13 protein-coding genes are annotated in these 12,229 nt (G+C 73.3%); 6 read left to right on the plus strand and 7 right to left on the minus strand.

The window, feature by feature from the left end:
- Genes ABZ493_RS08905 through ABZ493_RS08920 form a run of 4 tightly spaced genes read left to right on the plus strand, consistent with a single transcriptional unit; the run spans position 1 to position 5,076 of the window.
- Entirely contained in the window at positions 1–945 is a 945-nt protein-coding gene (locus tag ABZ493_RS08905; protein ID WP_430581808.1) for an ABC transporter permease, read from the plus strand.
- Complete coding sequence (locus ABZ493_RS08910; protein ID WP_430581809.1) at positions 942–2,888, plus strand: dipeptide/oligopeptide/nickel ABC transporter permease/ATP-binding protein; 1,947 nt, start codon at positions 942–944, stop codon at positions 2,886–2,888. The genes ABZ493_RS08905 and ABZ493_RS08910 overlap by 4 nt, the downstream gene beginning before the upstream one ends.
- Positions 2,885–3,802: an ATP-binding cassette domain-containing protein gene (locus ABZ493_RS08915; protein ID WP_430581810.1), complete on the plus strand. Its 918-nt coding sequence runs from the start codon at positions 2,885–2,887 to the stop codon at positions 3,800–3,802. The genes ABZ493_RS08910 and ABZ493_RS08915 overlap by 4 nt, the downstream gene beginning before the upstream one ends.
- Positions 3,799–5,076: a DUF3500 domain-containing protein gene (locus tag ABZ493_RS08920; protein WP_430581811.1), complete on the plus strand. Its 1,278-nt coding sequence runs from the start codon at positions 3,799–3,801 to the stop codon at positions 5,074–5,076. The genes ABZ493_RS08915 and ABZ493_RS08920 overlap by 4 nt, the downstream gene beginning before the upstream one ends.
- Before the next feature lie 82 nt (positions 5,077–5,158).
- Here ABZ493_RS08920 and ABZ493_RS08925 read toward each other — a convergent pair whose 3' ends face one another.
- Complete coding sequence (locus ABZ493_RS08925) at positions 5,159–5,821, minus strand: GntR family transcriptional regulator (protein WP_430581812.1); 663 nt, start codon at positions 5,819–5,821, stop codon at positions 5,159–5,161.
- A gap of 92 nt (positions 5,822–5,913) precedes the next feature.
- Positions 5,914–6,843, minus strand: a complete 930-nt coding sequence (locus tag ABZ493_RS08930) for a LysR family transcriptional regulator (RefSeq protein WP_430581813.1) — start codon at positions 6,841–6,843, stop codon at positions 5,914–5,916.
- Positions 6,844–6,945: 102 nt separating this feature from the next.
- Between ABZ493_RS08930 and hpaD the strand changes: the two genes are divergently transcribed.
- Together hpaD and ABZ493_RS08940 are read left to right on the plus strand one after the other, a co-directional pair.
- Entirely contained in the window at positions 6,946–7,950 is a 1,005-nt protein-coding gene (gene hpaD, locus ABZ493_RS08935; RefSeq protein ID WP_430581814.1) for a 3,4-dihydroxyphenylacetate 2,3-dioxygenase, read from the plus strand.
- Complete coding sequence (locus tag ABZ493_RS08940) at positions 7,950–8,684, plus strand: aldolase/citrate lyase family protein (RefSeq protein ID WP_430581815.1); 735 nt, start codon at positions 7,950–7,952, stop codon at positions 8,682–8,684. Before hpaD ends, ABZ493_RS08940 begins: the two co-directional genes overlap by 1 nt.
- Positions 8,685–8,838: 154 nt before the next feature.
- Here the strand turns inward: ABZ493_RS08940 and ABZ493_RS08945 are convergent, their stop codons facing one another.
- From ABZ493_RS08945 to ABZ493_RS08965, 5 genes are read right to left on the minus strand one after another with little or no spacing between them, the layout of a single operon-like run.
- Positions 8,839–9,198: a metal-sulfur cluster assembly factor gene (locus ABZ493_RS08945; RefSeq protein WP_430581816.1), complete on the minus strand. Its 360-nt coding sequence runs from the start codon at positions 9,196–9,198 to the stop codon at positions 8,839–8,841.
- Positions 9,199–9,236: 38 nt separating this feature from the next.
- Entirely contained in the window at positions 9,237–9,701 is a 465-nt protein-coding gene (gene sufU / locus ABZ493_RS08950) for a Fe-S cluster assembly sulfur transfer protein SufU (protein WP_430581817.1), read from the minus strand.
- 20 nt (positions 9,702–9,721) lie between these two features.
- Positions 9,722–11,020, minus strand: a complete 1,299-nt coding sequence (locus ABZ493_RS08955; protein WP_430581818.1) for a cysteine desulfurase — start codon at positions 11,018–11,020, stop codon at positions 9,722–9,724.
- A gap of 45 nt (positions 11,021–11,065) precedes the next feature.
- Positions 11,066–11,833 carry a Fe-S cluster assembly ATPase SufC gene (sufC, locus tag ABZ493_RS08960; RefSeq protein ID WP_430581819.1) on the minus strand — a complete coding sequence of 256 codons (768 nt, stop codon included), beginning with the start codon at positions 11,831–11,833 and terminating at the stop codon, positions 11,066–11,068.
- Between the two features lie 42 nt (positions 11,834–11,875).
- Positions 11,876–12,223 carry a non-heme iron oxygenase ferredoxin subunit gene (locus ABZ493_RS08965; protein ID WP_430551733.1) on the minus strand — a complete coding sequence of 116 codons (348 nt, stop codon included), beginning with the start codon at positions 12,221–12,223 and terminating at the stop codon, positions 11,876–11,878.
- Positions 12,224–12,229 lie beyond the last annotated feature (6 nt).

Here is a 12,229-nt window from a genome sequence, read left to right on the forward strand (position 1 = left end):
ATGGGCAAGCTCGTCGCCTACCGGCTGCTGTTCGCCGTCCCGCAGCTCCTGGTCATCTCGATCCTGGTGTTCTCCCTGACGTACCTCGTGCCCGGCAGCCCCGCCGCCGCGATGCTCGGTACGTCCGCGACCCCCGAGGCGATCGCCCACGTCGAGGCCCAGCTGGGCCTCGACCGGCCGCCGCTGGAGCGGTTCGTCGAGTGGTTCGGCGCGCTGCTCACGGGGGACCTGGGGACGTCGTTCCGCGCCGGGATGCCGGTGACCGACCTGCTCGCGCAGCGGCTCCCGGCCACCCTGTCGGTCGTGGTGGGCGGCATCGTCGTGGCGCTGGTGCTGGGGGTGGGCGCCGGGGTGTTCACCGGTACCCGCCCCGGCACCCTCGCCGACCGCCTGGTCACGGGTGGCACGGTGCTCGGGCTCGCGATCCCCGAGTTCTGGCTCGGGCTGCTGCTCACCACCGTCTTCGCGGTGCAGCTCGGCTGGGTGCCGATCGTCGCCTGGACGCCGTTGACGGCGGACCCGCTCGCCTGGCTCCGCGGCCTGGTGCTGCCGTCGCTCGCCCTCGGCGTCACGGGCGGCGCGATCATCGCCCGCCAGACGCGGGCCGCGATGGTCACCTCGATGTCGGCCCCGTACGCCGACACCCTCACCGCGGCGGGCGTGCCCCGCCGCACGCAGATCGCCCGCTACGGCGTGAAGAACGCCCTCGTGCCCGTCCTGGCCTCGACGGGCGTCACCTTCGCGATCCTCATCGGCGTGAGCTTCGTCGTCGAGAAGGTGTTCGCCCTGCCCGGGCTCGGCAGCCTCATGCTCACCAGCGTCATCGGGCAGGACTTCCCCGTCGTGCAGGGCGTCGTGCTCGTCACCGCGACGCTCGTGATCGTCGTCAACCTCGTGATCGACATCTGCTACGGACTCATCAACCCGCAAGCGAGGCCCCAGTGAGCAACGCCGTCATCCTCGACCCCGCCGACCGGTCCCCCGCCGGTGCGCAGGCGCGCGGCGTCGCGCAGGCGTGGCACCGGCTGCGCCGTCAGCCGTCCACGCTGTTCGCCGTCGTCGTGGTCGCCGTCCTCGTGGTCGTCGCGGTCGCGGCGCCGCTGCTCGCCCCGTACGCGCCGGAGGCCACCGACTTCGACGCGCCCCTGTCCGGTCCGACGGCGGACCACCCGCTGGGCACCGCCGACCTCGGCCAGGACCTGCTCAGCCAGCTGATCTACGGGGCCCGCACCGCGCTGGTCGTGGCGGGCGGATCGGTGCTCGTCGCGATGCTCATCGGGGTGCCGATCGGGCTCGTGCTCGGGTACAAGGGCGGCTGGTACGACCGGATCGGCTCCCGCGGGCTCGACATCGCCGACGCGCTGCCCGGCCTCATGGTCGGGTTCGTCGTCATCGCGATCCTGGGCCGCGGCATGGCCGTGCTGGTGCTCGCGATCGGGCTGGTGTTCTGCATGAACTTCGCCCGCATGACGCGGGCCATCACGCTCACCGAGCGCAAGAAGCTGTACGTCGAGTCGGCGCACGTGTCCGGGCTGCGCGAGCGGCAGATCGTGTTCGGCCAGGTGCTGCCGAATCTCGCCGGCCCGCTCGCCGTGCAGGCCGCCGTCTTCCTCGGCTCGGCGATCAAGGTCGAGGCGGCGCTGTCGTTCCTCGGCCTCGGGCTGGGCGACGACCAGCCGTCGTGGGGCGGCATGCTCGGCGTCGCCGCGGAGCACCAGGCCGACCAGCCGCTCATGGCCGTGGCCCCCGGCATCGCGATCCTGCTCACCGTGCTCGCGTTCAACCTCCTCGGCGACGGCATCAACGACGCACTGTCCGGCCGCCGGACCACCGGCCGGCGGCGCACCGCGCTGCTCGGCCGCCAGCGGCCGCCCGCCTCGCCCACGCTCGCGGAGGTGCGCGCGGCAGCGTCCGCCGCAGACGGCACGGCGGACGTCGCTGCGGTCGATGCCCCGCCCGTCGCCACCGCCCCGGTCGGACCAGGCAGGGCCGCGGCCGACGGCGATGCCGACGACGACCGCAGTGACGCCGCCGTGCTCGACGTCCGCGACGCGACGATCGTCGCAGACCGCCCGGACGGCTCCACCGTCACGCTGGTGCACGGCGTCTCCCTGCGGGTGCGCCGCGGCGAGATCCTCGGCCTGCTGGGCGAGTCGGGCTCGGGCAAGTCGATGCTTGCGAAGGCGGTGCTGGGGCTGCTGCCGCCGGGCGTGCGCCTGACCGGCGGCTCGATCCGCCTGAACGGCACCGAGCTGGCGGGCTGCTCCGAGCGCGAGCTGCGGGCCGTGCGTGGGACGGGGCTCGGCGTCGTCCTCCAGAACCCGCAGGCCAACCTCTCCCCCGTGCACACGGTGGGCCGCCAGCTCGTCGACGTGCTGCGCGCGCACCACCCGCTGTCGCGGCGCGACGCGCGGGCCCGGGCGGCCGAGCTGCTCGACCTCGTCGGCGTGAACGACGTGCAGCGCCGGCTCGACCAGTACCCGTACCAGTTCTCCGGCGGCATGGCGCAGCGCGTCGCCATCGCGATCGCGCTGGCGGGCGAGCCCGACCTCCTCATCCTCGACGAGGCGACGTCGGCCCTCGACGTCACGACGCAGAGCCAGGTGCTCGACCTCGTGCTCGACCTGCGCGACCGCCTCGGCATGGCGATCGTCAACATCACGCACGACCTCGGCGTCGCCGCGGAGACCTGCGACCGCGTGGCCGTGCTGTACCGCGGCGAGCTCGTCGAGGTCGCGGACGTCGTCGACCTCTTCGACCGCCCGCAGCAGCCGTACACGGCGGCGCTGCTGGCCGCGCACCCGACGGCGGACGCCGATATCGACACCCACGACACCCACCACGACTCCCACCACGACTCCCACCACGACGCGGAGGTGACCGCATGACCGGCACCGCGACCGGCACGGCTCAGGGCGACGCTCCCCTGCTCGACGTCCGCGACCTGCGCGTGGACTACGACGTCGCCGGCGCGGCCGGGTGGCGCCGACGCGCCCTCACCGTCGTCAAGGGCATCAGCTTCACCATCGCGCCCGGCGAGACGTACGGGCTGGTCGGCGAGTCCGGCTCGGGCAAGAGCACCACCGGCCGCGCGATCCTGCGGCTGGCGGACGTCAGCGGCGGCACGATCCTCGTGGACGGCCAGGACGTCGCCACGCTAGGACGACGCACTCCGCTCGCCTACCGGCGCGACGTCCAGGCCGTCTACCAGGACCCGGCCGCGTCCTTGAACCCACGACACCGGGCGGGCCGGGCGCTCACCGAGACGCTGGCCCGGCACGGGCTCGGCGACCGGGACGAGCGGCGTCGTCGGGCCGCCGAGGCCTTCGAGCAGGTGGGCCTCACGACGGAGCACCTGACCCGGTACCCGTCCCAGATGTCCGGCGGGCAGCTGCAGCGGGTCGCCATCGCGCGGGCGCTCGTGCTCGGACCGCGGCTCGTCGTGTGCGACGAGGCGGTCAGCGCCCTCGACCTGTCCACGCAGGCCCAGATCCTCTCGCTGCTCACCGACCTGCAGTCCGCGAGCGGCGTCAGCTACCTGTTCATCACGCACGACCTGGGCGTCGTGCGGCACGTCGCGCACCGCGTGGGAGTGCTGCGCGGCGGCGAGCTCGTGGAGCAGGGCGAGACGCGGCAGGTGCTCGACCACCCGCGACACGAGTACACCCGGTCCCTGCTCGCAGCGAGCCCCGCGTCCCACCCCGAGGGCCGGGAGGAGCGCCGCGCCGAGCGTGCCGCACGGCGAGCCGTGACGGCCCGCGCCGCCACAGCCGGGGCCACGACGGCTCAGGAGGCGGCATGACCGAGCAGCTCGACGACTTCTTCTCCACCGCCCGCGTCACGACGGGCGCCGACGCGCCCACGTTCGGCACGGAGAGCTACCGCGACCACCTGTACGAGCTCGACGACCCGGTGCTCGCGCAGTGGCGCGGCCTGGGCTACGAGGAGTTCTCGGCCCGCAAGCGGGAACCCGGCTTCGTGCAGGAGCTGCTGGCGTCGTGGCGCGCGCTGTACGACGCGCCGTTCGTCGGCATCACCACCGACGGCGCGGTCCGCGACGTGCACCGCCTCGAGCCCGTGGCCGACGTCGACCCCGCGCCCTCCGCGGCCGCGCGACGGTTCCTGGGCCTGCTCGACGACGGGCAGCGGGACGCCGTCTCGCACGCGGTCGACGCCCGGGAGTGGCGGGCGTGGAGCAACCCGGAGTTCGTCATCCACCGCACGGGGCTGCGGCTGGAGGAGCTCCCCGCTGAGACGGCCGACGCCGCCCTCGCGATGGTGGCGGCCTCGCTCAGCCCGGAGGGGTACGCGCGCGTCCGCGAGGCGATGGGTCTCAACGCGTTCCTCGGCGACCTCGTGGGCCTGCCCGACCTCATGAACGAGCGCAGCTACTGGGTGGCGCTGTTTGGCGAGCCCTCGCCCGACGGCGCGTGGGGCTGGCAGCTCTTCGGCCACCACGTGGCGGTGAGCTTCGTGTCAGTGGCGGGCCGGCACGTCGTCGCGCCCGTGTTCCTCGGGGCCGAGCCCGCGGAGTCCGACGGCGCCCGCCCCCCGCTCTTCGCGGTGCGCCGGCGGCTCGCACTGGAGCTGGCGGCGTCGTGGACGGCGGACCAGCGTGCCGAGGCCGTCGTCTACGCGTCCGTGCTGGACCCGGCGATGCCCGAGGGCCGCCTGCACCCCGCGGACGAGCGGCACGTCGCCGGCGCCTTCCGCGACAACCGGGTGGTGCCGTACGAGGGCCTGCGCGCCGACGCCCTGACCGACGACCAGTGGGGCACGCTCCGCGCGATCGTCGAGGACGCCTTCCTCCTGCTCGCGGCCCCGCAGCGCGCGCTGACCATGGCCGACGTCGACGCGCACCGCGCCGAGACGTTCGTGTCCTGGTACGGCGCGACGGACGGGACGCAGCCGTTCTACCTCCGCGTGCACAGCCCCGTCGTGCTCACCGAGCTGGACCACCACGCCGGCGTCTGGCTCAGCAACCAGCGGCCCGCGCGCTTCCACGTGCACACCACCCTGCGCATCCCGCACGGCAACGACTACGGCCGCGCCTACGTCACGCAGCACGCCGGCTGAGCGCCGCGCCGAGATCGAGGTACCCGTCGCGAGGTCGACCCACGGTGGGTCGACCTCGCGTCTGCTACCTCGATCTCGCGCCTCAGGACTCGGCCAGCTGCGCCTCGTGCTCGGCGATGGCCACGACGGTGTTGAGCTCGTGCCGGCGGGCGGCGGTCTCGATCATGTCCGGGTCGGCGCCGCCCTCGATGAGGTCGACGAGGCCGTCGTGCTCGGCGAGCGACGCGTGCGCGCGGCCGGGCGCGTACCAGAACGCGGAGCGCCGGATGAGCTCGAGCCGCGTCCACTCGTCCTCGACCAGGCCGGCGAGGCGCTCGTCGTCGCAGCGGGAGCACAGCAGCTGGTGGAACTCGCGGTTGAGGGCACCGAACCGGGCGGGCTCGAAGTTCGCCAGGGCGGCCGCCATCTCCTTGTTGAGGATGCGGGCGCGCTCCAGGTCCTCGGCCGACAGGTTCGGGGCGGAGAGCGCGGTGGCGTAGCCCTCGAGCCGGGCGAGCAGCTGCATGGTGCGCTCCCAGGACCCCGTGTCGAACGTCTTCACGACGGCGCCGGCGTTCCGCACGATGTCGACCCAGCCCTCGGCCTCCAACCGGCGTACCGCCTCGCGCCAAGGCACGGAGCTGATGCCGTAGTCGCGCACGAGCTGGTCGATCACCAGCCGGTGCCCGGGCGCGAACGTGCCTTCCATGATCCCCTTGCGCAGGATCTCGTAGCACTGCTCGGCCTTGCTCACGGCCACGGCCACAGGTGCCTCCTCGGTGGGTCGGCGGTGCCCTGTCGCGTCGTCGCGCGGGCGGACCGCCCCGTCGTCAGTCGTCCCGGGAATCATATCGGAGATCACACAGGATCCGGCAGGGTTCCGCGGATGGTCTCCAGCAAGCGTGCCACCTTGGGGTCGCGCGCCGCGGCGCCGGGCCGCGTGAGCACCAGTGCGCGCAATCCCGCGGGCTCGGGCTCGATCGGACGCACGGTGAGGTCGAACCGCGCGAGGCTCGCCTGGTCCGGGTCGGGCAGGATCGCGCGGGCCACCCCCGCCTCGATCAGCGGGATCCCCGACTGGATCGTCTCCACCGTCCGGATCGACGACGGCGTCACCCCCCACCGGCGCAGCGCCGCCTCCACCGCCTCGGGCAGGCTGGGCACGGCGGCGGTACGGCGCGGCAGCAGCAGGAGCTCACCGTCGAACGCGCGCAGCGGGAGCACCTCGCCCTCGGCGCCGGCATCGGGCGTGTCCGGCGGCAGCGCCGCCACGAGCGGTACCTCGCCCCAGTCGACGACGTCGAGCACGCCGCCGTGCCGGGCGACGAACCGGCGCGGGTCCGCGACCATGACCGCTGCGACGTCGACGGTGCGCTGCTGGAGCATGTCGATCGCCGTCCACGGGGGCGGGTCGACGAGGCGCACCTCGACGTCGGGCGCGGCCGCGGCGTGCGCCCGCACCAGCGCGGGCAGGCGGTGCCACATCAGCACCGGCACGGCGGCCACGGTCAGCGATCCCGCGGTGCCCGCACCGAACCGGCCCAGCGCCGCGACGATGTCGTCCACCTCCCCCAGCACGCGCGACGCCGCGTCCAGCAGGTAGCGGCCCGCACTCGTGGGCTCCACGCCGCGCGGCGTGCGCACCAGCAGCGGGACGCCGACGTCCGCCTCGAGCTTCGAGATCGCGACGCTCAGCGGGGGCTGCGACAGGTGCAGGCGCGCCGCCGCGGCCGTGATCGACCCGGCCTCCACGACGGCGGTGAAGTACCGCAGGTGACGCAGCTCCATAGCCTCTGATGGTAGGCGAGCATCCCGTCATATGTCCGGTGTATGCCTCCCACAGGACATCGGTAGTTCCGCCGGCCGCCTCGCGTCACCAGACTCGGAGGCATGCTTCCGACCGCAGCCCCCGCTCCCCCGTTCACGCTGACGCGCGCCAGCCACGTCGTGCTGGCCGTCACCGACCTCGCCGCGAGCCGCGACTTCTACCGCGACGTCATCGGCCTCGTCGTCACCGCGGAGACCGACGACGCCGTCTACCTCCGCGGGCTCGAGGAGGACGCCCACCACAGCCTCGTGCTCGAGCAGGCCGCCGAGGCGAAGGCTGTCTGCCTGGGCCTGCGCGTGCGCACCGACGCCGACGTCGTCGCCGCCGAGCGGCACTTCGCCGCGACCGGCGTCGAGCACGAGCGCGTCGAGCGCCCGCACCAGGGGCCCACGCTGCGCTTCCGCGACGCCGTCGGCACGCACGTCGAGCTCACGTTGTCGATGGACCTGGTGCCGCGCAAGATGGCGGACTTCCACGACTTCCGCGCCGGCGCACCGCAGCGCATCGACCACTTCCAGGCCGTCACCCACGACGTGCGCGGCGCCACCGCGTTCTGGACCGGGCTGGGGATGCGGATGTCGGAGTACACGGGCCAGTACCGCGAGGACGGCACCGACGAGCTCTGGGGCACCTGGATGGAGGTGAAGGGCAACACGCACGACCTCGTGTTCACCAATGGGCGCGGGCCGCGCCTGCACCACTTCGCGTACACGGTGCCGGACGCGACGTCGCTCATCCACGCCGCCGACGTCACCGGATCGCTCGGCCTGGGGCACGAGATCGACCGCGGCCCCGGCCGCCACGGCATCAGCAACGCCCTGTTCCTCTACGTGCGCGATCCCGACCAGCACCGCATCGAGCTGTTCACCACGCACTACCAGTTCATCGACCTGGAGAGCGAGGCCATCCGGTGGGACGTGAGCGACCCGCGCCGCGCGCAGCAGTGGGGCATGCCGGCATCGGAACGCTGGTTCTTCGAGGCGAGCGAGTTCCCGGGCGAGCCCGTGCAGGAGCCGCTGCTGCACGCCACGCCGCCCACCCTCGAAGCCTTCCTGGGCCTGCACTGATGCGCGACGACGGCCGCGGCGGTGCGGGCGGCCTCGCCGCCGCAGGAGCCGAAGGTGCCCTCACCGGGCTGTGGCTGGCAGGCGGGAGCCCACTGCTCGCCGAGACGTGCGCGGACTCCGGCCTCGACCTGCTGCTCGTCGACACCGAGTACGACCCGCGCGGCACCAGGGCGGCGGTCCAGTCCGCGGTCGTGCAGGTCCGCGCGACGCGCGGCTACCCGGTGACGACGGCGGTCCGGGCGGCCGACGACGCGACGCTGCGCGCACTGCTGGAGGCCGGCGTCCATGACCTCGTCGTCCCGGTCGGCTCGGTCGACGGCGCGCAGCAGGTCGCGGGCGTCGTACGGCGTGCGACCGGCGGGCGCGGCACCGTGCTCGTCCAGGTCGGCACCCCCGCCGTCGCGGCAGCGGTCGCCGACCTCGTCGCCCTGGACGGTGTGTCCGGCGTCCTCCTCGACGCGCCCGACCTCGCCGCCGCCCTGGGGCGGCCTGGTCACGCCCACCCGGACGTCGTGGCTGCGGCGCTCCGGACCGTCCGCGAGGTGCGCGCGGCAGGAGGCGTCGTCGGCGTCGACGCGTCGGACCCCCTCGTCGCCGAGGCCTGCCGCGAGGCGGGCGCGTCGTTCGTCGTCGTCGGGACCGAAGTGACGCTGCTCGCCCGTGGGCTGGCCTCACTGCCGGCGTGTCCACCCGCCGCAGCAACGGATCGCGGGTACGCACCTGCCATGCCGTGACGTTCCGTCGCGGGCTGCGCCGACCCGGCGCCTGAAGCAGAGTCGGCTCCCGGCACCGGTCGGCCCGCCAGCAAGACCCGCCGGCCTGACGAAAGCACGAAGGTCTCGCCCGGTAGGGCGAGACCTTCGCCGATCCGACACGGCGGACTCGCGATCAGACGTTGAAGCCCAGCATCCGCAGCTGCTCACGCCCGTCGTCGGTGATCTTCTCCGGGCCCCACGGCGGCATCCAGACCCAGTTGATGCGGAAGCCGTCGACGAGACCCTCCAGCGCGGTGCCGGCCTGGTCCTCGATGACGTCCGTGAGCGGGCAGGCCGCCGACGTGAGCGTCATGTCGATGGTGGCCATGTTGTTCTGGTCCACCTGGATGCCGTAGACGAGGCCCAGGTCGACGACGTTGATGCCCAGCTCAGGGTCGATGACGTCGCGCAGGGCCTCCTCGACGTCGGCGGCCGTGGTGGGCGTCGGCGCCGCGGCGGGCGGGGCGGCCGCGTCGGTCGTGTTCTCGGTCATCGTGTCCTCTCAGGTTCAGGCTCAGGTTCAGGTCGGCTTCAGCTCAGCGCGCCGCTGCGCGCCAGCGAGTCCTTGAGCGCGGCCCAGCCGAGCAGCGCGCACTTGATGCGGGCGGGGTACTGCGAGACGCCGGTGAACGCGCTCGCGTCGCCGATGGCGTCCAGCGCCTCGTCGTCGTCGAGGCCCTTGCCCCGCGACGCCATGAGGTCGTGGAAGACGCCGTCCAGGCGGGCGACGTCGGCCAGGTCGTGCCCGGTGACCAGCTCGGTCATCACGGAGGCGGACGCCTGCGAGATGGAGCAGCCCTGACCCTCCCAGGACACGCCGGACACGGTGGTGCCGTCGACGTCCACACGCAGCGTGATCTCGTCGCCGCAGGTCGGGTTCACCTGGTGCGACTCCCCCGACCGGTGGTCGGCGGGCGCGTCCACGAGGCCCCGCCCGTGCGGGCGCTTCGCGTGGTCCAGGATCACCTGCTGGTACATCTGCTCGAGCGAGCTCACTGCTGTCCTCTCCGCCTACGTCAGTCCACACCGAAGAACGCGCGCACGCCCGCCAATGCTTCCCGGAATGCCGCGATCTCCTCGGCCGTCGTGTACACGGAGGCCGACGCGCGCGCCGTCGCCGCCACGCCGAACCGGCGGTGCAGCGGCTGCGCGCAGTGGTGCCCCACGCGGACCGCGATGCCCTTGTCGTCGAGCACCTGCCCGACGTCGTGCGCGTGCACGCCGTCGACGACGAACGACACGACGGCGAGCCGGTCGCGCGCGTCGGCCGGGCCGATGATCCGCACGCCGGGGATCTCCTCGATGCGCACCAGCTCGGCTGCGAGCTCGCGCTCGTGCTCGGCCACGCGGTTCATGCCCAGCTCGTCGAGCCACTGCGCCGCACAGCCCATGCCCACGGCCTGGGCGACCATCTGCGTACCGGCCTCGAACCGCTGCGGCGGCGGGGCGTAGGTGGTCTCGGCCATGGTGACCAGCTCGACCATCGACCCGCCGGTCGTGACCGGCGGCATCGCCTCGAGCAGCTCCCGCCGGCCGTAGAGCGCGCCGACGCCCGTGGGGCCGAGCATCTTGTGCGCGCTGAAGGCCGCGAAGTCGACGTCCAGGGCGTGCAGGTCCACGGGCAGGTGCGGCACGGACTGGCAGGCGTCGAGCACCGTGAGCGCGCCGACTCGCTTCGCGGCGGCGACCAGCTCCACCACGGGGGCGATCGCTCCGGTCACGTTCGACACGTGGCCGAACGCCACCACTCGGGTGCGGTCGGTGATCACGCTCGCGACGTCGGACAGGTCGATCCGTCCCTCGTCGTCGACCCCGAACCAGCGCAGGACGGCGCCGGTGCGGGCGCACAGCTCCTGCCACGGCACGAGGTTGGCGTGGTGCTCCGCCTCGGTGACGACGATCTCGTCTCCCGGCGCCAGGCGGAACCGCTCGGCCGCCGCTCCCCCGCGCCCGGCCGTCGCGTTGGAGAACGCATAGGCCACGAGGTTGATCGCGGCGGTCGCGCCCGGCGTCCAGACGATCTCGCCCTCGTCGGCCCCGACGAAGCCCGCGACAGCGGCCCGGGCGCCCTCGAACGCCTCGGTCGCCTCCTCGGCGAGCTGGTGCGCGCCGCGGTGCACGGCGGCGTTGCGCTGCTCGTAGAAGTCGACCTCGGCCTCGAGCACCACGTTCGGCTTCTGCGACGTCGCGGCCGAGTCCAGGTAGACGAGCGGCCGACCGCCCCGAACCGTGCGCCCGAGCAGCGGGAAGTCCGCCCGCACGGCCGCGAGCTCCGCCGCGGTGAGCGACGGGCGCACGGTGTCGGTGGTGGTCATGCTGTCCTCCTGGTGACGGCTCCTGGTGACTTCCCCGAGAGGAGGTCAGGCCATCGTCGCGCCGGTGCCGACGTACTTGTCGTAGCCGTTCTCCTCGAGCTGCTCCGCGAGCTCGGGGCCGCCCTCCTCGGCGATCTTGCCGTCGACGAAGACGTGCACGAAGTCCGGCTTGATGTAGCGCAGGATGCGCGTGTAGTGCGTGATGAGCAGCACGCCGACGTCGGTGTTCGACTTGGCGCGGTTCACGCCCTCCGAGACGACGCGCAGGGCGTCGACGTCAAGGCCGGAGTCGGTCTCGTCGAGGATCGCGAAGTGCGGCTTGAAGAGCTCCATCTGCAGGATCTCGTGGCGCTTCTTCTCACCGCCGGAGAAGCCTTCGTTGACGGAGCGCTCGGCGAAGGTCGAGTCGATGCGGAGGTTCTCCATCGCACCCTTGACCTCCTTGCCCCACGTGCGCAGGGCGGGGGCCTCGCCGGCGATGGCGGTCTTGGCGGTGCGCAGGAAGTTCGCCACGGACACGCCGGGCACCTCGACCGGGTACTGCATGGCGAGGAACAGGCCAGCGCGGGCGCGCTCGTCGACGGTCATCGCGAGGAGGTCCTCGCCGTCGAGCGTGACGGTGCCCGAGGTCACCGTGTACTTCGGGTGGCCGGCGAGGGCCGAGGCGAGGGTCGACTTGCCGGAGCCGTTCGGCCCCATGATGGCGTGCGTCTCGCCGGAGTTGATGGTCAGGTCGACGCCGCGCAGGATCGGCTTGGCGCCTTCCTTGGTCTCGACGCTGACGTGCAGGTCGCGGATCTCCAGGGTGGGCATGCTTCGTGTCTCCAGGTCTGTGTTGCGAAAGTCTGAGGCAGGTCAGGACGCGACGGCGAGCCGCTCGTCGACGTCCACGAGGATGCGGTCGCCGTCCACGGTCACCGGGTACACCGGCACGGGCTGCGTCGCGGGGAGCTGGACCGGCTTGCCGGTGCGCAGGTCGAACTGCGAGCCGTGCAGCCAGCACTCGACCAGGCAGCCCTCGACCTCCCCGTCGGACAGGGAGACCTGTCCGTGCGAGCAGATGTCCGAGAGGGCGTGCCAGTCGCCGTCGGCGTCGCGCACGACGGCGACCGGGACCGGGGCCCCGTCCGCGCCGTCGAGCTCCACGAGCATGGCCTCCTCGGGGGCGAGGTCGTCGGCCATGCAGGCCAGCTGAGAGGTCATCGCCGT

This window comes from Isoptericola sp. NPDC019482 (genome assembly GCF_040632295.1).
Taxonomy (GTDB): Bacteria; Actinomycetota; Actinomycetes; order Actinomycetales; family Cellulomonadaceae; genus Isoptericola.